This window comes from Nesterenkonia populi (assembly GCF_007994735.1).
GTDB lineage: Bacteria > Actinomycetota > Actinomycetes > Actinomycetales > Micrococcaceae > Nesterenkonia > Nesterenkonia populi.
On sequence record NZ_VOIL01000001.1, the window covers coordinates 268,955 to 286,960 of the forward strand.

The following is an 18,006-nucleotide window of genomic DNA, read 5'->3' on the forward strand; positions in this document are numbered from 1 at the left end:
TATGAGCGACCACCCCTCACCCGAGCTCCAGATCCTTCCGGCAGCCCTCAGCGCCGACCTCGCCGAACAGCTCACTCGCCTGGCCGACGCCGCCCGGGACGCCGACGGCGCGGAGCCGTTCAACGACGCGTCCAAAGTGCAGATCCGTGCCGGCGCAGACGGCCGCCGCCCTTCGGCGACAGTGATCGGCGCCTGGTCCGCTGAGGATTCGGGACGGCTGGAGATGGAGGGAGCCGGCCTCGTCGTGCACGCGGCCGCAGAAGGCGGGGACGCCGAATCGACCCTGGAGCTGGTGGTCCGTCCCGACTGCCGCGGCCGCCGAGTCGGCACCCGCCTGATGCAGCAGCTCGCTGCAGGCGCCCTCGCCCCCGCAGAGGGCCGCACCCGGCTGGCCTGGGCCCACGGCGGCCACCCCGCCGCCCCCAAGCTCGCAGCCCGGTTCGGCTGGGAGCCGGTGCGTGAGCTCTGGGTGATGCGGCACACCGACCCGGCCAGCCTCCCTGAGCCGGAGCTGCCCGAGGGAGTCCGCCTCGGCAGGTTCTCCCCCGAGCATGACGAGGAGGCGTGGCTGGAGGTCAACGCCGGAGCATTCGCCGACCACCCCGAACAGGGCCGCCTCACCCTCTCTGACCTGCAGGCGAGGATGGCTGAGGACTGGTTCGACCCCGCCGGACTGCTGCTCGCCTGGGAGGAGGGGTCGCTGCTCGGGTTCCACTGGACGAAGATCCCCCTGCAGGACGGGAAGCCGGGCCCGGTCGGCGAGGTGTACGCGGTCGGCGTCGCACCGCAGGCTCAGGGCCGCGGCCTCGGCAGGCAGCTGACCCTCGCCGGAATCGGCCACATGGCCTCCCAGGGCCTCGGCGAGATCATCCTCTACGTGGACGCGGCGAACACCCCCGCCGTCGAGCTGTACAGGAAGCTGGGCTTCGAGGTGTTCAAGACCGACACGCAGTACGCCCCGACTGGTACTTTTTGACTGTGAACCGTCCGGACGCCCTGGAGCCCGCGCAGCATCCCATGCAGCACGTCCCCCGCCGCCGCAGCGCCGCACTGTCAGACGACGGCACCCAGGCGGAGGTCCTCGCCGCCGGCGCACTCGTGTGGCGGCTCCACCAGGGCCAGCTGCAGGTGCTGCTGATCCATCGCCCCCGGTACGACGACTGGTCCTTCCCCAAAGGGAAGCTCGACGACGGCGAGACGCTGCCCGAGTGCGCGGTCCGTGAGGTCGCAGAGGAGGTCGGCACCAAGATCCGGCTCGGCGTCCCGCTGCCGGTCACCCGCTACGAGGTGCCGGGGCAGGACGGCCCTCGCACCAAGGAGGTCTGGTACTGGGCCGCGGAGATCATCGACGGCAAGCCCAAGCACGACGGCGAGGAGACCGACCAGGTCCGCTGGGCCACGCCTGAGCAGGCCCGCGACCTGCTCACCCAGCCCGGCGACGTCGATCCTCTCCTGGAGCTGGAGCGCCTCAGCGAGGAGGCCCGGCTGCGCACTGTGCCGTTCGTGGTGCTGCGGCACGCCAAGTCCAAGCCCCGCTCCTCCTGGTCCAAGCCGGAGTCAGAACGTCCTCTGGCAGCCACCGGCAAGCGCCAGGCCAAGACCGTGGAGAAGCTGCTGAGCGCCTGGCGGCCCCGCACCCTGCACTGCTCGCCCTGGAAGCGCTGCGCGGAGACTGTCGCGCCGTATGTGAAGAAGCACCGGCACCGGATCAAGTACCGCAAGACGCTCACCGAGAAGCGCGCCCGCCAGGACCCCGACAAGACTGCTCGCCGGATCCGGAGATCCTTGGAGCTGATCGCCCCCAGCCTGGTGTGCACCCACCGCCCGGTCCTCCCCCTGGTCCTCAACACTCTGGAGACCTGGCTGGACAGCCCCTCCCTCGCCGAGGCGATCCCTCAGGCGGACCCCTACCTGCAGCCGGGCGCGGTCCTCGTCGCCCAGCAGGCGGTGGACCGCGGCGGACAGATCGTCTCCGTGGAGATCTACGAACCGTACGAGGACTGAGCCTCAGGGCGAAGCGACGGGCGCAGGCTCCATAGTGGGGCCCTGACCGTCCCGCGCAGGCGGACCGGCAGGCCGAGGAGCCGCCGCCGCGCGGCCCGTTAGACTGGCCGGCGTGACTGCCGCGATCCGAACCCCCTATGAGGACCTGCTCGCTGATGTGCTGGACAGCGGCACGCTGAAGGAGGACCGCACCGGCACGGGGACCCGCAGCGTGTTCGGCCGTCAGATCCGGTTCGACCTGTCCGAGTCCTTCCCGCTGATCACCACCAAGCGCGTCTACTTCAAGGGTGTGGCGCTGGAGCTGCTCTGGTTCCTGCGCGGGGACTCCAACAACACCTGGCTGCGCGAGAGGGATGTGCGGATTTGGAACGAGTGGGCCGACGACGACGGTGAGCTCGGGCCCATCTACGGGGTGCAGTGGCGCTCATGGCCGGCCCCGGACGGCACCAGCATCGACCAGATCAGTCAGATCGTGGAGCAGATCCGCCACAGCCCGGACTCCCGCCGCCACGTCGTCAGCGCCTGGAATCCGGGACAGATCGAGCAGATGGCCCTGCCGCCCTGCCACATCCTCTTCCAGTTCTATGTGGCGGACGGAAAACTGTCCTGCCAGCTGTATCAGCGCAGCGCGGACATGTTCCTCGGGGTCCCGTTCAACATCGCCAGCTACTCGCTGCTGACCCTGATGGTCGCGCAGCAGACCGGCCTCGAGCCGGGCGAGTTCATCTGGTCGGGCGGGGACTGCCATATCTACTCCAACCATTCTGAGCAGGTCCGGGAGCAGCTGTCCCGCGAGGCCCGCCCGTACCCGCAGCTGCGGCTGGCGCGGAAGCCGGAGTCGATCTTCGACTATGAGTATGAGGACTTCGAGGTGCTCGGCTACGAGCCGCACCCGACCATCAAGGCCCCGGTCGCCGTATGAGCCGCGGTGCGGTGGGCCTGATCTGGGCCCAGACCCCGGACGGTGTCATCGGTGCTGCGGGGGGCATGCCTTGGCGCGTGCCGGAGGATCTCGCCTACTTCAAGACGGTGACCGCAGGCTGCCCGGTGATCATGGGCCGGCGGACCTGGGAGTCGCTGCCGGAGAGGTTCCGCCCCCTGCCCGGCCGGGTGAACGTCGTCGTGACCCGTGACGCCGCGCGCACCGGCGAGCTGGCTGAGCAGGGCGCGGTGACAGCGTCGTCCTTGGAGAAGGCGCTGGAGACCGCTCAGGCGCACATCAGCGACGCCCGCAGCACCATCTGGATCATGGGGGGCGGCGCGGTCTACGCGGAGGCCGTGGAGAAGGACCTCGCGGGCATGGCAAGCGTGACCGTGATCAACGAGCGCGTCGACGGCGACACCTACGCCCCCGAGCTGGACCCTCGCCGGTGGGAGCTGATCGGCAGCGCACAGGGCGCAGGGAACTGGGACATCTCCGAGACCGGAACCCCCTACCGCTTCGAGACCTACCGCCGAGTGTGACCTGTGCCCTGTGGCACCTGAGCCGGATTCGCTAGGGTGGAGAGCATGACTTCTGCGCCTGCTTCTGCCGCCACGTCCGCTGTCGCCGCCGGCACCCCGTCTGTGGGACTGGTCGGCTGGCGCGGAATGGTGGGCTCCGTGCTCATCCAGCGGTTCCTCGACGAAGGAGACTTCGACCACTTCAACCCGGTGTTCTTCTCCACCTCCAACGCGGGCGGCCCGGCGCCGGCCTTCGAGAACCTCGAGCTGGAGACCCCTTCCCTCCAGGATGCGCACGACATCGAGACCCTGGCGAAGCTGCCGATCATCGTCACCGCCCAGGGCGGGGACTACACCAAAGCCGTCTACCCCAAGCTGCGGGAGGCCGGCTGGGACGGCGTATGGATCGATGCCGCCTCCACTCTGCGCATGGAGGACTCCAGCATCATCACCCTGGACCCCATCAACCGGGACGTGATCGACGCCGGGCTCGATGCGGGGGTCAAAGAGTTCGTCGGCGGCAACTGCACCGTCTCCTGCATGCTGATGGGCCTGGGCGGGCTCTTCAAGGAGGACCTGATCGAGTGGGGCACGGCCATGACCTATCAGGCGGCATCCGGCGGCGGCGCGAAGCACATGCGTGAGCTGCTGAACCAGTTCGGCGCCCTGAGCGAGACCGTCGGCGCCGAGCTGGAGGACCCGGCATCCGCCATCCTCGACATCGACCGCAGAGTGCTTGAGGCTCAGCGCGGCGGCGTCGACGCCTCCAACTTCGGGGTGCCGCTGGCCGGCTCCCTCATCCCCTGGATCGACGCGGATCTCGGCAACGGCGTCGCCAAGGAGGAATGGAAGGGCGGCGTGGAGACCAACAAGATCCTCGGCCGCGGCGACAGCCTCGCTCCCGGCGTGGACCGCCGCGGGGACGCTGTGCCCTTCGACTCCCTGTGCGTGCGCATCGGTGCTCTGCGCTCGCACTCACAGGCACTGACCCTGAAGCTGCGCGAGGACCTCTCCGTGGAGGAGATCGAGTCCATCATCGACAAGGGCACCGAATACTCGAAGGTGGTGCCCAACGAGAAGGAGGCCACCATGGATCAGCTGACCCCCGTGGCCGCCACCGGCGAGCTGACCATCCCGGTGGGCCGCATCCGCAAGCTCGAGATGGGCCCTGAGTACATCAGCGCCTTCACCGTGGGCGACCAGCTCCTGTGGGGTGCGGCCGAGCCGCTGCGCCGGATGCTGCTGATCTCCATCGGCAAGCTCTGATCGCGTCACATGGGCCGAATCTTCTCGAACCTCACTGAGCTCGTCGGCGGCACCCCGCTGCTGGACGTCACCGCCGCGGTCCCCGGCTCCAAGGCGCGGATCCTGGCGAAGCTGGAATACTTCAGCCCTGCCTCCAGCGTGAAGGACCGCACAGCCCTGTCCATCGTGCAGACAGCCGTCGCCGAGGAGAAGCTCAAGCCGGGCGGGACCGTCGTGGAGGCCTCCAGCGGCAACACAGGGATCGCCCTGGCCTGGATCGGCGCGGCGCTGGGCTACAAGGTGATCATCGCCATGCCCGACGACGCCTCGGTGGAGCGCCGCGGACTGCTCGAGGCGCTCGGCGCCGAGGTGGTGCTGACCCCCGGCAAGGACGCCATGGCCGGAGCCAACCAGCGGGCCGGGCAGATAGTGGAGGAGACGCCCGGCGCCTTCCTGTCCGGCCAAGGCGGAAACCCAGCCAACCCGAAGGTGCACCGGGAGACCACCGGCCCCGAGATCTGGGCCGACACCGACGGCGAGCTGGACTTCTTGGTGGCGACCACGGGCACCGGGGGAACCTTCACCGGAGCCGCCGAGTACCTGAAGTCACAGAACCCTCGGGTGCAGGCGGTTGCCGTGGAGCCTGCCGAGGCGCCGGTGCTGCGCGGCGGGGAGTTCAGCCCCCACCTCATCCAGGGAATCATCGGCGGCAACGGGGTCCCGCCGGTGCTGGAGCTGGAGCTCGCCGACGAGATCCTCGACGTCCCCGGGGCTGAGGCATACCGGGTGGCGCGGGAGCTGGCGCACTCTGTGGGCCTGCTGGTCGGCATCTCCTCCGGCGCCGCCCTGCACGCCGCCGAGCAGCTGGCGGTGCGCCCCGAGAACGAGGGCAGGACGATCGTGGCGGTCTTCCCCGACGGCGGTGAGCGATACCTCTCCACCGGCCTCTACACCGGAGACATCCCCACCCCCGGGGAACGGGTCTGAACAGGCGGCTCAGCTCACAGCTGGCAGCCGATGAGGACTGGTTCGGGGCGCAGCTCGATGCCGAAGGCGTCCTTCACCTTGTCGCGTGCGGCGCGCGCCACGGTCAGCAGATCCTCCGTGCTGGCCCCGCCGCGGTTGGTGACCGCCAACGTGTGCTTGGTGGACAGGGAGGCCTTTCCAGCCGTCAGGTCTGCGCCGAAGCCCCTGCCTGCTCCCGCGTTGTCGATCAGCCAGGCCGCTGAGAGCTTCACCAGCGGCTCGCCCTCCTCGTTGTCTCCGGCCGGGAAGCGGGGCGCCTCGGCCGGGATGTGCTCAGCCGAGGACGCCGGGACGATCGGGTTGGTGAAGAAGGAGCCGGTGGACCAGGTGTCATAGTCATCGGGATCCACCACCATGCCTTTGGAGCCGCGCAGCTCCAGGACCTTCTGGCGGACCGCAAGCAGATCCGTACGCCGCTGCTCCTCCGGCAGACTGATGTCCAGGCCCAGCTGACGTGCCAGCTCCGCGTAGCGGACAGGGGCCGACAGCGCCCGGCCGGGGGCGTGGCTCAGCCGGAAGCGGACCTCGACCACCACGTAGCGGGGCGAGCCGGCGATGGTCTCCCGCTTCAGCAGGGAGTCCCGGTAGCCGAACTCGAGCTCCTCGTTGGTGAGCACGACCCGCTCATCCTCAAGCCGGTCCCAAGCGGTGATGTCCAGGAGGGTCTGTGAGACTTCGGCCCCGTAGGCGCCCACATTCTGCACCGGCACGGCACCAGTGGCGCCGGGAATCCCGGAGAGGGCCTCCACGCCGGACAGACCACGCTCCACCGTCCAGGCGACCACGTCGTCCCACAGGTGCCCAGCTGCCACCGTGACGATGACGCCGTCCTCATCCACCGGCTCGGCGCTGATGCCTGAGAAAGCCAGCTGCAGGACGGTCCCGTCGAAACCGTCCTGGGAGACGAGAAGGTTGGAGCCTCCGCCGAGGACCAGGAGGGTGTCACGGCCGGCGGCGCGGTCCTCATCGCTGGGCAGGTGGTGCTCCCGCAGCACGGCCAGGACGAGCTGGTCGGAGGAGGCGGTGATCCACTCCCCCGCCGGTCCGCCCACGCGGGCAGTCGTGTTCTGGGCGAAAGTCTTCATCGGCACTGACCCTATCCCGGACGAACCGCCGAGGACCGACATCGCGCCTGACGAGTTCTCCGCATAGGATCTACCCCGGCCTGAGCAACGGATCGGGCATCGCCGCTGCGCCTACGAAGGATCTGAGGACCATGACCGCCGTGCAGAACAGCAGGAGCGCCGCGCTCTGGTTCATCCTGCCCTCCCTCCTGGGCGTCTTCATCTTCATGGTTCCGGTGCCCGACGGCGCCGGATCGCTGACCATCCCCATCGCGTGGATGGCGGGGAACGTGGGCGATGCGCTGGCAGCGCTGATCCCTTGGCTTCTGCTGGCGCTGCTGGCCGTCTCCGCTGTCGGCACCATCCTCTACAGGGCGGCCCGCCCCGCTCTCCTGGAGAACGAGTGGGGCAGGACCCTGTTCAAGGCCTCCCCCTTCTGGCTGGTGACCCGAGTGCTGGGACTGGTGTTCGGCGTCGCGATCCTCTTCCAGCTCGGCCCGGAATGGATATGGGGCGATGACACCGGCGGGCTGATCCTGGAGCTGGCCTCACTGCTGGTCGTGGTCTTCGCCCTGGCCGGCTTCCTGCTCCCGCTGCTGCTGAGCTTCGGGCTCCTGGACTTTGCCGGCGCCCTGCTGACCACAGTGATGCGCCCGCTGTTCAAGGTGCCGGGACGCTCCTCGGTGGTGGGGCTCACCTCCTGGCTGGGCGACGGCACCATCGGCGTGCTGATGACCAACCAGCAGTACGTTCAGGGCCACTACACCAAGCGTGAGGCCGCGGTGCTGGGCACCACCTTCAACATCGTCTCGGTGACGTTCATCGTGGTGATCCTGGGCTACCTGAGCCTGGAGCATATGTTCGCTCCGTTCTACCTCACGATCATCGCGGCCGGCCTCGCCGCGGCGATCATCATGCCGCGCATCCCCCCGTTGTCACGCTTCCCCGACGAGCTTGCCGAAGGCATCACCGCTGACCCGCGCACCGCGGCCCATGCGGCAGTATCCCCGGGGACCGGCCAGAAGCACGACGAGGAGCAGTCCCAGCCCCTGCTGCGTCGCGCCTGGGACAGTGCCCTGACGCGGGGAAGCCAGGTCCGGGTGCGCGAAGTGGCCCGCAGCGGCGCCTCGAACGCCCTGGAGATGTGGCTCGCGGTGATCCCCATCATCCTGGCGGTCGGCACCATCGCAGTCGTCATCGCCGAGCACACGCCCCTGTTCAGCTGGCTGGGGTACCCGTTCGTCCCAGTGCTGGAGCTGATGCAGGTCCCGGAGGCCCAGGCCGCGTCGGAGACTGTCCTCATCGGCTTCGCGGATATGCTCCTGCCGGCCATCATCGGCGCCGGCATCGAAGCGGAGATGACCCGTTTCATCATCGGTGCCCTCTCAGTGAGCCAGCTGATCTTCATGTCCGAGACCGGCGGCATGCTGCTGGCCTCCCGGATCCCGGTGAAGTTCCACCACCTGGTGATGATCTTCCTGGGCCGCACCATCATCACCCTGCCGATCATCGTCGGCATGGCGCACCTCTTCTACTAGAGGCGCAAGCAGGCAGGACATGAACCGGCGAGGGGCCTCAGGAGCGCGGCAGCGGGGCCCCCGCTGAGATGAGCCCCTTCTCAAGCAGCTCCTCCCAGAACGCCCCCGGAATGTCAGCACTCATCGCCGAGACGTCTTCCGCGATGCGCTCGGGACGGCTCGAGCCGGGAATGACCGCAGCCACCGCGGGGTGGGCCGCGGAGAATCGGATCGCGGCAGCTTTCAGGCTGATGCGGTGCTGCTCCGCGATCGCCGTGAGCTCGGTGACCCGCTGTTCGATGCGGGGCGGGATCTCCGCGTAGTTGTAGTGGTCGCCGCCCAGCAGAGCGCCCGAGTTGAAGGGCCCGCCGACAACGATCCGAGCGCCCTTCTCCTCAGCGCTGGGCATCATGCGCTGCAGAGCGCGCTCATGGTTCAGGAGGGTGTACTGGGTGGCGGAGAGGCTGATCGTCGGGGCGGCCTCGTCCATATCCAGGGCCAGCTCTATGGGTTCCGTCGTGTTGACGCCCAAGCCCCACCCGGCGATGACGCCCTCCTGCTGAAGGCGCGCAAGAGTACGGAAGGCACCGGTGCGCGCCTCGTCGAACTTTGAGATCCAGTCATCCCCGAAGTGGTCCCGCGAGATGTCATGGACGAACACAAAGTCCAGCCGGTCGGTCTTCAGCCGCTCCAGGCTCTGTTCGATGGCCCGCGCAGTGCCGTCGGCGGAGTAGTCCGTGGTGACCCTGTTCGGCCGGCCGTGCGCGAACAGGCCCTCCTTCTCCTCCTGCTCATCGAGGATCAGGCGCCCCACCTTGGTGCTCAATGCGTAGTCGTCGCGGTGGTGCTGCGACAGCGCCTCTCCCAGGCGAGCCTCAGCCAAACCAGCACCGTAGAAGGGGGCAGTGTCAAAGTACCGGATGCCTTGGTCCCATGCGGCCTCAACAGTCGCCAGGGCCTCTTCCTCGGGTATGGCACGGTACATGTTCCCCAGGGGTGCGGTCCCGAATCCGATCTTGTCCTTCAACACGCTGCGTATGTCGCCCATAGGGAAGCTTCCCTTCTTGTCGGCTGTCCTTACCAGGCAGGACGGCCCGTCGCTCGCGACCGTCGTCCTCTGACCAACGGCAGAGCTCCGCTCATTCTTCCCATCACGGAGGTGAAGGAAGCTCCAGCTTCCAGCTGTGCCATGGAATGAGGCGCTCGCATGTCACGGCGCACTGCGCTGAAGGGCCTCAGTGCCCAGACGGCGGAAGCTTCACCAGCGCCTGAGTCTTGGCGAGGACCTTGGTGCGGTCCTCCCTCTCGAGCAGCTCGACGGTGAGGTCGATGCGGACGGTGCCGGCCTCTTCGTCGAGCTTGCCGACCTTGCCGGTGATCTCCAGCTCGGCGGTCGTCTGCTCGGGCGAGCCTGACGCGGCGTCGGCCACGGGCACGGGCTTGGTGAAGCGGGTCTGATAGTCGACGACGGCGCCCGGGTCGCCGGCCCACTGGCTCACCAGGTCCACGGCCGCGCCCATGGTCAGCATCCCGTGGGCGATCACGCCGTCGAGCCCGACCTCGCGGGCGAAGCGCTCGTTCCAGTGGATCGGGTTGTGGTCCCCGGAGGCAGCGGCGTAGCGGATGAGGTCCGCGCGGGAGAGGCTGACCCGGCTGCTGCCGATGCTCCGGCCCTTCCGGAGCTGGTCCCAGCTGCGGGCAGAGCCCGCTAGCTTCTCGGCAGCCTGCGGCGGCGTCTGCCTTCGCGCCTGAAGATCCTCAGTCATCAGCTCTCCTCCTCAGCGCGGACCAGCAGGGATGACGTCACGGTGGACTTCGCCTGACCGTCCTGGTTGGTGATCTCGGTGACGGTGGTGACCATCGCCCCGCCGCCCATCACACGAATACGGTCCAGGGTGGTCTGACCGGTCAGGGCCTCCCCGGCGGTGATCGGGGCATGGTGGGTGAACCGCTCCTCAGCATGGACCACCCGGGAGAAGTCGATGCCGGCGGCCGGGTCGTTGATCACGGCTGCTTCGGCACGCTGGGCGACGACGACGGCGAAGCTCGGCGGAGCGACGAGGTCCGCGTGCCCCAGCCGCAAGGCGGCCTCAGGCTCAAAGTGGGCGGGGTGCTCGGCCTTCACCGCGGCGGCGAACTCACGGACCGCCTCCCGGGAGACCTGGTACGGCTGCGCGGGGTCATAGGTGTGCCCCTCGCGCTCGGCTGAGATGCTCACGTGCTGCTCCTCTCGGCGTCATCGGCAGCACCGCGCTTGCGAATGATGCGGGCGGCCTGCCCTTTGCGCAGCCCGATCCCCACCAGGTGGGAGACCATCCCGACGCCGAGCACCACCAGGCCCGCGGTCTGCAGCGCGGAGCTGTTCTGAATGCCGGACACCACGATGAGGATGATGCCGATCAGGCTGCCGGCCATACCGATGACCAGGGCGGCCCGGTACGCGGGGGTTCCGGTGGACCAGGGGTCCATCTGGGCGTTGGAGAGCTGCTGGGACATCAGGCTCATCCTACCGGGGCTCAGAGGCTCGTCAGTGCCTCAGCGAAGCGGTCGAGGACCATCTCGGCAAGGCCGGCGGGGATGTCCGGGGTGCCGTCGGGGATGCTCAGCAGCGGCTCGGTGACAAGGTCTGCGCCCTGGGCGCCCAACTTGTCCTGGAAGTAGCCGGGGGCCAGCAGATAGCTGGCAATGGCGACCCGCCCGCCGGGCGCCGCGGCACGCGCCTCGGCGACGGCGTCGGCGACCGTGGGCTCGGCGAAGGAGAGGAAGGACGCCGTCACCGGGGCTCCGAGGAAGTCGGCGAGCATCTCCGCGGTCTCGCGGACATCGGCCTGGGCCGAGGTGTCGGAGGACCCGGCGCCGCCGAGGACGATCTGGTCCCTCTGGGGGTCCGCTCCTGCCTCGGAGAGCCGCTGGGCGAGGGCCTTGACCAGCCGCTCGTCGGGACCCATCGCTCCGGCGATGGTCACCGGACGGGCGGTGTCCTCAACGGCCTCCCTCATGTCCACGTTGACGTGGAAGCCGGCCGAGAGCAGCAGCGGCACCAGCACCGCCGGGGTGCCCTCCGGCAGGGAGTCCAGGGTGGCGGCGATGTCGGGCTGCTGGACGTCCACATGGCCCAGCTTCACCTGGGTGACCTTCTCGGCGCCGCGGGCAGCCTGGGCGACCTGCTCGGCGAGCGCGGCCACGACGGCCTGGCCGTGGGCGGAGGAGGTGCCGTGGGAGATCGCGGCGAGCGCGGCGGCGGGCTCCGTCCATGGCCCTTCGGAGGCGTTGGCCTGCAGCGTGATGCCTTCGGCGGAGACGCTCATGCGTTGACCTCCACCTGTCCGTCTGTGATGCGGACATCGTAGGTGCTGATGGCGGCGGCCTCGGGGTCGGAGAGGCATTCGCCGGTCTCGAGGGCGTAGACCTGCTTGTGTATGGGCGAGGCGATGGTGGGCATGCCGCCCTTGGACCCGACGATGCCGCGGGCGATCACGTTGGCGCGGGCCACCGGGTCCCAGTGGTCGACGGCGAAGACCCGGTCGCCGGGCAGGCGGACCAGGGCGATCTGCTTGCTGCCCACCAGGGCCGCCTCGCCCCACATGGGGTCGAGGTCGTCCATGCGGCAGATCGTGTGCCACTGGGTCTTCGCGGGGCGCTTCTCCTCGGTTTCAGCCATTGGGATCATCGTAGCCAGCCCCCGTTTCAGATCAACAGGGCGGGCGTAAAAATCACCTCACAGAGATCCGGGCGAGGGTGTGAGGAGACTGTCACACCGGTCTCACACCTAGGTCACGGGGGTTTAATGGCGCGCTGAGACTCTGGACCCATGTCACCCGCCCACGGAAACAGCACCGATCGTCGCCGTCACGTTGCCGTGGTCGGCGGCGGCCCCGCCGCGCACCGGCTGGTGGAGGCCCTGACGGACCGCAACGAGGCCAGTCTGCGGATCAGTCTCTACACCGAGGAGGCCCTGCCCCCGTATGACCGGGTGGCGCTGTCCAAGCGGTTCGAGGACCGCGGCAATGATCTGCTGCTGGGTGAGGAGGACCTCTGGGAGAACCCGCAGGTCAGCCTGCACACCTCCACTCAGATCGTCGGACTGGACACCGCGTCGAAGACCATCACCGACGCCGAGGGCACCGTGCACGGATACGACGAGCTGGTGCTCGCCACCGGGTCCTCTGCGCCGCGGCCGCCGATCGACGGCAGCCAGCACATCGCGGTCTACCGCACGCTCGACGACGTCGACTGGCTGGTCGACGAGGTCCACCGCCTGGCCGAGGAGCTCGGCCGCACTCCGAAGTGCACGGTGATCGGAGGCGGGCTGCTGGGGCTGGAGGCCGCCGGCGGGCTGAAGGGCCACGGCGCCGAGGTGACGATCGTCCACTCCCGCGACTATCTGATGAACGCGCAGCTGGACGAAGGCGGCGGCCGGACCCTGAACCGGCTGCTGGCCAAGGAGGGCTACGCCCTGCGCATGGGCGAGCGGCCGGCGTCGCTGAGCGTCAATGAGGACACCTCCTCGGCGAAGCACACCCTGAGCTTCAAGACCGGCGACGACGTCCCGGCGGACCTGGTGGTCGCCGCGATCGGCATCACTGCCCGGGACGAACTGGGCCGGGAGGCCGGGCTGGGGCTGAGCTCCCGCGGCGGCATCACCATCGACGAGACCTGCTCGACCTCGGCCCAGCATGTGTGGGCGATCGGCGAGGTCGCCAACTTTGAGGGCATCTGCATGGGACTGGTGGCTCCGGCCAACGCGATGGCCGAGGTCGTCGCCGACCGGCTCTGCGGCGGCGAGGCCAGCTTCGAGGGCTTCGACACCGCCGCGAAGCTGAAGCTGGCGGGCATGGACGTGGCCAGCTTCGGCGACACTCTGGGCACCACACCGGGAGCCCTGGAGGTCACCTTCGCCGACGCGGTCGCCGGCCTCTACCAGAAGCTCGTCGTCACCGACGACGCCAAGACCCTGCTGGGCGGGGTCTTCGTCGGCGACGCCTCCCCCTACACCTCCCTGCGACCCCTGCTGGGCAGGGAGCTGCCCGCTGAGCCGGGCGCCTTCCTCTCCGTCTCCGGCGGCGGCGTGGACATGGACCTGCCCGACGACGCCGAGGTCTGCTCCTGCAAGGCAGTCGACGCCGGGCACCTCCGCTGCGCGGTCAAGGGCGAGACCACCGGTGAGCCCGTCACCGACATGGGCGGGATGAAGAAGTGCACCAAGGTCGGCACCCAGTGCGGCTCCTGCCTTCCGATGGCCAAGAAGGTCATGGAGAAGGAGATGCTCATGCAGGGCATGGAGGTCTCCAGGGCGATGTGCGAGCACTTCGCCCTGGCCCGCCACGACCTCTTCGAGAAGGTCCGGGGCGCGGGGCTGCGCAGCTTCACCGAGGTGGTGGAGCAGTTCGGCTCCCCGGCGGACAGCTCGGTGAACCTCGGCTGCGACATCTGCAAGCCTGCGGTCGCCTCCATGCTCGCCGCGCTGCACGACGAGTACATCCTCGACGACGGCCGCGGCGCGCTGCAGGACACCAACGACCGGGCCCTGGCCAACATGCAGAAGAACGGCACCTACTCGGTCATGCCCCGCATCCCCGCCGGGGAGATCACCCCCGACAAGCTGGGAGCGCTCGCCGAGGTCGCCAAGGAGTTCGGGCTGTACACCAAGATCTCCGCGGCACAGCGCATCGACCTCTTCGGCGCCCGGCTGGAGCAGCTGCCGAAGATCTGGATGCGGCTGGTCGACGCCGGCTTCGAGTCCGGGCAGGCCTACGGCAAGGCGCTTCGCAACGTGAAGTCCTGCGTGGGCACCACCTGGTGCCGCTACGGGGTGCAGGACTCTGTGGCCATGGGAATCCGCCTGGAGAACAGGTACAAGGGCATCCGCTCCCCGCACAAGATGAAGTTCGGCGTCTCCGGCTGCGCCCGCGAATGCGCCGAGGCCCGAGGCAAGGACGCCGGCGTGATCGCCACCCCGGACGGCTGGAACCTCTACGTGGGCGGCAACGGCGGGGCCACCCCCGTGCACGCCCAGCTGCTCGCCAAGGACCTGGACGATGAGACCCTGCTGAAGTACATGGACCGCTACATCATGTACTACATCCGCACCGCAGACCGGATGCAGCGCACCGCTCGCTGGATCGAGGAGCTGCCCGGGGGCGTGGACCACATCTACGACGTCGTCGTCCGCGACTCCCTGAGCATCGCCGAGGATCTCGAGGAGGCCATGCAGCGGCACGTGGACCGCTACGAGGACGAATGGGCCGCCACCCTCAACGACCCGGAGAAGCTGCGCCGCTTCCGCAGCTTCATCAACGCCCCCGACGCCCCCGACACCGACCTGAAGTACATCGTCGAGCGTGACCAGATCCGCCCGGCCACCGAGGATGAGAAGCAGGCCGCGGAGACCGGCACCGGGCCGGTGCTGCTGGGCCCCGAGATCCCCGTCAGGTCCGAGGAGACCGAAGCCTTCGCACAGGGCGAGGAGGGCATGGAGCCCGATGAGCAGCTTGAGCTCGTCGGCGCACCAGCGGACGGACGCCTGTGAACGAACAGCGCACTAGGGTGGGGACCGTGGAACCCACACCTTCCCCCCAGGAGATCCCCGAGGCGCCGACCACCGGATCTGCGGAGGGCTCGGCCGCCTCGTCGCTGCCGCAGACCCTCTCCGGGTTCCGGATCGGCGTGACCTCCGACCGCCGCTCGGAGGAGCTGATCAGCGCCTTCGAACGCCGCGGCGCCGAGGTGATGCACGCCCCGGCCCTGCGGATCGCCTCCCTGACCGAATCCATCACCCTGCAGCACGACACCAACAAGGTGATCGATGCGAAGCCCGACTACGCGGTCATCACCACCGCATACGGGATGCGCCGCTGGGCCGAGGCCGCCGAGGCCTACGGCGTCTGGCCGCAGCTCTCCGACGTCCTGGAGAGCGCCTCCATCCTCGTCCGCGGCCCCAAGGCACGCGGCGCTGTCCGGGCCGTGGGGCTCGACGACGACGGCGCGGCCGAGGACGAGCGCACCGAGACGATGCTCGACATGCTTCTGGAGAACGACATCTCCGGGAAGACCGTGGCGTTCCAGCTGCACGGCCTGCTCAACCATGACCAGATCTCCCGGGTGGAGCAGGCCGGGGCCCAGGTCGTCGCTGTGATGCCCTACACCTGGACCAAGCCGCCGGAGGACTCCGAGCTGCTGAAGATGATCGATGCTGTCATCGAGCGTCAGCTGGACCTGCTGACCTTCACCGCCGCCCCCGGGGTGGACGCGATGCTCGGCGTCGCCCAGCAGTACGGCAAGCGCGAGGCGCTCATCGAGGCCCTGCAGACTGACGTGATCGCCGCGGCCGTCGGCGGAGTCACCGCCCAGCCGCTCTATGAGGCCGGGGTCGACGCCGTCATCCCGTCCCGGTGGAGGCTCGGGGCGATGATCAAGAAGGTCATCGACCACTTGGAGACCCACCACACCCTGCGCTTGGACACCCAGCACGGGCCCATCGAGCTTCGCGGCGCCGAATTCCGGGCACCCGAGGTCACGGAGGACCCCGTGCGCCTGGCGCCGGGCCCGCTCAGCCTGCTGCGCGCCCTCATGGAGGTCAAGGGCGCCACCCTTTCCCGGGAGCACCTGCTCGAGCAGGTCCGCTACTGCGACTCCGAGCACGCCCTGGAGATGTGGGTCTCCCGGCTGCGCAAAGCTCTCCCGGAGTCAGACCTGGTGCAGACCGTGGTCAAGCGCGGCTACCGCATCAAGACGTAAGCGGGGCCTGCGCGCACGGCGTCCTGCATGGGGTGCTCTTCAGCATCAAGTTTCTGTGCAGGGGGTGTTGACTTCACAGTCGGCCTCTAGTGTCGACGTACTTGGCGTCGCTGACCCACCGAACACAACAACCACAGATGGTTTCACCTATGGCCCTGGGGTCGCTAATAGTCGCCTATGTCGGAACTGGCTGCTCCACCACTTCCTGTGACGAAGAGCGGGCCTTAGAGTTCGGTAGCGAGTTCATCGCTCAGCACGAGGCTACTGCGGAATCTGGATACGCTCCAGAGGAGATGTCACACCTACTGTCCGTTGAGCGGAGCCGGAAACAAGGGGGCTGGCCCTGTTCATGACCAGCCCCCTACATTTCGCCCCATTCAAAACGTCTGAGAACTACTGCTCCGAGTCTTCGTCCACCCAGTCGAAGCTGCGGGTGACGGCCTTGGACCAATTCCGCATGAGGCGCTGACGCTCGGTGTCCTCGATCTGCGGGGACCAGCGCGAGTCCTCGGACCAGTTGGCGGTGACGTCATCGATGGAGTCCCAGAAGCCCACGGCCAGACCGGCTGCGTAGGCAGCGCCGAGGGCGGTGGTCTCGATGACGGCCGGGCGGACCACGTCCACGCCGAGCACGTCGGCCTGGAACTGCATCAGCGTCTCGTTGACGACCATGCCGCCGTCGACCTTCAGCTCCTTGAGCGGATCGGCGGCGTCATGGGCCATGGAGTCCACCACTTCAGCGGACTGGTAGGCCACCGACTCCAGGGCCGCACGGCACAGGTGGTTCTGGTTCACATAGCGGGTCAGGCCCACGATCACGCCGCGGGCATTGGGCTTCCAGTGCGGGGCGAACAGCCCGGAGAACGCCGGCACGATGTAGGCGCCCCCGTTGTCCTCGACCTTCTTCGCCTTGGTCTCCACCTCAGGGGCTGAGGAGATCAGGCCCAGGCTGTCGCGCAGCCACTGCACCAGGGAGCCGGTGACGGCGATGGAGCCCTCCAGGGCGTAGACCGGTGTCTCCTCGCCCAGCCGGTAGGCCACGGTGGTCAGCAGCCCGTGATCGGAGCGGATGATCTCCTCACCGGTGTTCATCAGCATGAAGTTGCCGGTGCCGTAGGTGTTCTTGCCCTGGCCGGGGGTGAAGCAGGCCTGGCCGAAGGTGGCGGCCTGCTGGTCGCCGAGGATCCCGGTGATCGGGGTGTCGATCAGCAGGGACTCCTTGCGGCCGTACCCGTACACCTCGGAGGAGGAGCGGATCTGGGGCAGCATGCTCACCGGCACGCCGACCGCCTCGGCGAGCTCCTCGTTCCAGTCGAGGGTGTCGATGTTCATCATCAGGGTGCGGGAGGCGTTGGTCACGTCCGTGATGTGGATGCCGCCGGCGGTGCCGCCGGTGAGGTTCCAGATCAGCCACGAGTCCATCGTGCCGAAGAGCAGGTCCCCGGCCTCGGCGCGCTCCCGGACGCCCTCGACGTTGTCCAGCACCCAGCGGATCTTCGGGCCGGCGAAGTAGGTGGCCAGCGGCAGACCGGTCCGCTCCCGGAACTTCTCGGAGCCGTGGGACTCCTCGAGCTGGTCGCAGATGGCCTGGGTGCGGGTGTCCTGCCAGACGATGGCGTTGTAGACCGGCTCCCCGGTGCTCCTGTCCCAGACGAGGGTGGTCTCCCGCTGGTTGGTGATGCCGACGGCGGCGAGGCTGTGCCGGTTCACGTCGGCATCCGCCAGGGCCAGCCCGATGACCTCGCGGGTGTTCCGCCAGATCTCGTTGGCGTCATGCTCCACCCAGCCTGCCTTGGGGAAGATCTGCTGGTGCTCGCGCTGCCCCGAGGATACGATGCGGCCGGCGTGGTCGAAGACCACCGCACGGGTCGACGTCGTGCCCTGGTCGATGGCGAGCACGTACTGGTCCTCGGTGGGGCGCTTGGTGGTGGGGGCGTTCTCAGTCATTGCGGTGTCCTTTCAGAGTGTGG

Annotated in this window: 17 protein-coding genes; 9 read left to right on the top strand and 8 right to left on the bottom strand. The window is 68.6% G+C overall.

Annotated elements, in window-relative coordinates:
* The first annotated feature begins 1 nt into the window (after position 1).
* From mshD to cysK, 6 genes are all read left to right on the top strand, one after another.
* Positions 2-976, top strand: a complete 975-nt coding sequence (mshD, locus tag FWJ47_RS01280; RefSeq protein WP_147103126.1) for a mycothiol synthase — start codon at positions 2-4, stop codon at positions 974-976.
* Between the two features lie 2 nt (positions 977-978).
* Positions 979-2,004, top strand: a complete 1,026-nt coding sequence (locus FWJ47_RS01285) for an NUDIX hydrolase (RefSeq protein WP_342779630.1) — start codon at positions 979-981, stop codon at positions 2,002-2,004.
* A 103-nt stretch (positions 2,005-2,107) separates the two neighbouring features.
* On the top strand, positions 2,108-2,926 hold the full coding sequence (locus tag FWJ47_RS01290) for a thymidylate synthase (RefSeq protein ID WP_147103128.1): 819 nt from the start codon (positions 2,108-2,110) through the stop codon (positions 2,924-2,926).
* Entirely contained in the window at positions 2,923-3,468 is a 546-nt protein-coding gene (locus FWJ47_RS01295; RefSeq protein ID WP_147103129.1) for a dihydrofolate reductase, read from the top strand. Before FWJ47_RS01290 ends, FWJ47_RS01295 begins: the two co-directional genes overlap by 4 nt.
* Positions 3,469-3,513: 45 nt before the next feature.
* Positions 3,514-4,713 carry an aspartate-semialdehyde dehydrogenase gene (asd, locus tag FWJ47_RS01300; RefSeq protein ID WP_147103131.1) on the top strand — a complete coding sequence of 400 codons (1,200 nt, stop codon included), beginning with the start codon at positions 3,514-3,516 and terminating at the stop codon, positions 4,711-4,713.
* A gap of 9 nt (positions 4,714-4,722) precedes the next feature.
* Positions 4,723-5,679, top strand: coding sequence for a cysteine synthase A (gene cysK / locus FWJ47_RS01305; RefSeq protein WP_147103134.1), 957 nt, complete (start codon positions 4,723-4,725; stop codon positions 5,677-5,679).
* 14 nt (positions 5,680-5,693) lie between these two features.
* Here the strand turns inward: cysK and FWJ47_RS01310 are convergent, their stop codons facing one another.
* Positions 5,694-6,803 (bottom strand): UDP-N-acetylmuramate dehydrogenase, encoded by a 1,110-nt coding sequence (locus FWJ47_RS01310; RefSeq protein WP_147103136.1) that lies wholly within the window; start codon positions 6,801-6,803, stop codon positions 5,694-5,696.
* 131 nt (positions 6,804-6,934) lie between these two features.
* Here FWJ47_RS01310 and FWJ47_RS01315 point away from each other — a divergent pair, with 131 nt between their 5' ends.
* Entirely contained in the window at positions 6,935-8,320 is a 1,386-nt protein-coding gene (locus tag FWJ47_RS01315; RefSeq protein ID WP_147103138.1) for a YjiH family protein, read from the top strand.
* Between the two features lie 37 nt (positions 8,321-8,357).
* Here the strand turns inward: FWJ47_RS01315 and FWJ47_RS01320 are convergent, their stop codons facing one another.
* The 6 genes from FWJ47_RS01320 to nirD form a co-directional block, all read right to left on the bottom strand.
* Positions 8,358-9,347, bottom strand: coding sequence for an aldo/keto reductase (locus FWJ47_RS01320; RefSeq protein WP_147103140.1), 990 nt, complete (start codon positions 9,345-9,347; stop codon positions 8,358-8,360).
* A gap of 187 nt (positions 9,348-9,534) precedes the next feature.
* Positions 9,535-10,065: a MaoC family dehydratase gene (locus tag FWJ47_RS01325; protein ID WP_147103142.1), complete on the bottom strand. Its 531-nt coding sequence runs from the start codon at positions 10,063-10,065 to the stop codon at positions 9,535-9,537.
* The gene (locus FWJ47_RS01330; protein WP_147103144.1) at positions 10,065-10,517 is read right to left on the bottom strand and encodes an FAS1-like dehydratase domain-containing protein; all 453 of its coding nucleotides are present in this window, start codon (positions 10,515-10,517) and stop codon (positions 10,065-10,067) included. The genes FWJ47_RS01325 and FWJ47_RS01330 overlap by 1 nt, the downstream gene beginning before the upstream one ends.
* Positions 10,514-10,795: a hypothetical protein gene (locus tag FWJ47_RS01335; RefSeq protein ID WP_147103146.1), complete on the bottom strand. Its 282-nt coding sequence runs from the start codon at positions 10,793-10,795 to the stop codon at positions 10,514-10,516. Before FWJ47_RS01335 ends, FWJ47_RS01330 begins: the two co-directional genes overlap by 4 nt.
* A gap of 20 nt (positions 10,796-10,815) precedes the next feature.
* Complete coding sequence (locus FWJ47_RS01340) at positions 10,816-11,607, bottom strand: sirohydrochlorin chelatase (protein WP_147103148.1); 792 nt, start codon at positions 11,605-11,607, stop codon at positions 10,816-10,818.
* The gene (nirD, locus tag FWJ47_RS01345) at positions 11,604-11,960 is read right to left on the bottom strand and encodes a nitrite reductase small subunit NirD (protein ID WP_246126108.1); all 357 of its coding nucleotides are present in this window, start codon (positions 11,958-11,960) and stop codon (positions 11,604-11,606) included. Before nirD ends, FWJ47_RS01340 begins: the two co-directional genes overlap by 4 nt.
* Positions 11,961-12,110: 150 nt before the next feature.
* On the opposite strand from nirD, the gene nirB reads away from it, so the two are divergent.
* Both nirB and FWJ47_RS01355 read left to right on the top strand, forming a co-directional pair.
* Complete coding sequence (gene nirB / locus FWJ47_RS01350; protein ID WP_147103151.1) at positions 12,111-14,828, top strand: nitrite reductase large subunit NirB; 2,718 nt, start codon at positions 12,111-12,113, stop codon at positions 14,826-14,828.
* A 26-nt stretch (positions 14,829-14,854) separates the two neighbouring features.
* A complete protein-coding gene (locus FWJ47_RS01355) occupies positions 14,855-16,036 on the top strand; it encodes a uroporphyrinogen-III synthase (protein ID WP_246126109.1) in 1,182 nt (393 codons plus the stop codon).
* A 393-nt stretch (positions 16,037-16,429) separates the two neighbouring features.
* On the opposite strand, the gene glpK is transcribed toward FWJ47_RS01355, so the two are convergent.
* A complete protein-coding gene (glpK, locus tag FWJ47_RS01360; protein ID WP_147103153.1) occupies positions 16,430-17,983 on the bottom strand; it encodes a glycerol kinase GlpK in 1,554 nt (517 codons plus the stop codon).
* Between the last annotated feature and the right edge of the window lie 23 nt (positions 17,984-18,006).

What these genes read in the sequence shown, in the direction of transcription:
- mshD (WP_147103126.1), top strand. Translation starts at nt 2, where the DNA reads ATGAGCGACCACCCCTCACCCGAGCTCCAGATCCTTCCGGCAGCCCTC.
- FWJ47_RS01295 (WP_147103129.1), top strand. Translation starts at nt 2,923, where the DNA reads ATGAGCCGCGGTGCGGTGGGCCTGATCTGGGCCCAGACCCCGGACGGT.
- asd (WP_147103131.1), top strand. Translation starts at nt 3,514, where the DNA reads ATGACTTCTGCGCCTGCTTCTGCCGCCACGTCCGCTGTCGCCGCCGGC.
- cysK (WP_147103134.1), top strand. Translation starts at nt 4,723, where the DNA reads ATGGGCCGAATCTTCTCGAACCTCACTGAGCTCGTCGGCGGCACCCCG.
- FWJ47_RS01310 (WP_147103136.1), bottom strand. Translation starts at nt 6,803, where the DNA reads ATGAAGACTTTCGCCCAGAACACGACTGCCCGCGTGGGCGGACCGGCG.
- FWJ47_RS01315 (WP_147103138.1), top strand. Translation starts at nt 6,935, where the DNA reads ATGACCGCCGTGCAGAACAGCAGGAGCGCCGCGCTCTGGTTCATCCTG.
- FWJ47_RS01320 (WP_147103140.1), bottom strand. Translation starts at nt 9,347, where the DNA reads ATGGGCGACATACGCAGCGTGTTGAAGGACAAGATCGGATTCGGGACC.
- FWJ47_RS01325 (WP_147103142.1), bottom strand. Translation starts at nt 10,065, where the DNA reads ATGACTGAGGATCTTCAGGCGCGAAGGCAGACGCCGCCGCAGGCTGCC.
- FWJ47_RS01335 (WP_147103146.1), bottom strand. Translation starts at nt 10,795, where the DNA reads ATGTCCCAGCAGCTCTCCAACGCCCAGATGGACCCCTGGTCCACCGGA.
- FWJ47_RS01340 (WP_147103148.1), bottom strand. Translation starts at nt 11,607, where the DNA reads ATGAGCGTCTCCGCCGAAGGCATCACGCTGCAGGCCAACGCCTCCGAA.
- nirD (WP_246126108.1), bottom strand. Translation starts at nt 11,960, where the DNA reads ATGGCTGAAACCGAGGAGAAGCGCCCCGCGAAGACCCAGTGGCACACG.
- nirB (WP_147103151.1), top strand. Translation starts at nt 12,111, where the DNA reads ATGTCACCCGCCCACGGAAACAGCACCGATCGTCGCCGTCACGTTGCC.
- glpK (WP_147103153.1), bottom strand. Translation starts at nt 17,983, where the DNA reads ATGACTGAGAACGCCCCCACCACCAAGCGCCCCACCGAGGACCAGTAC.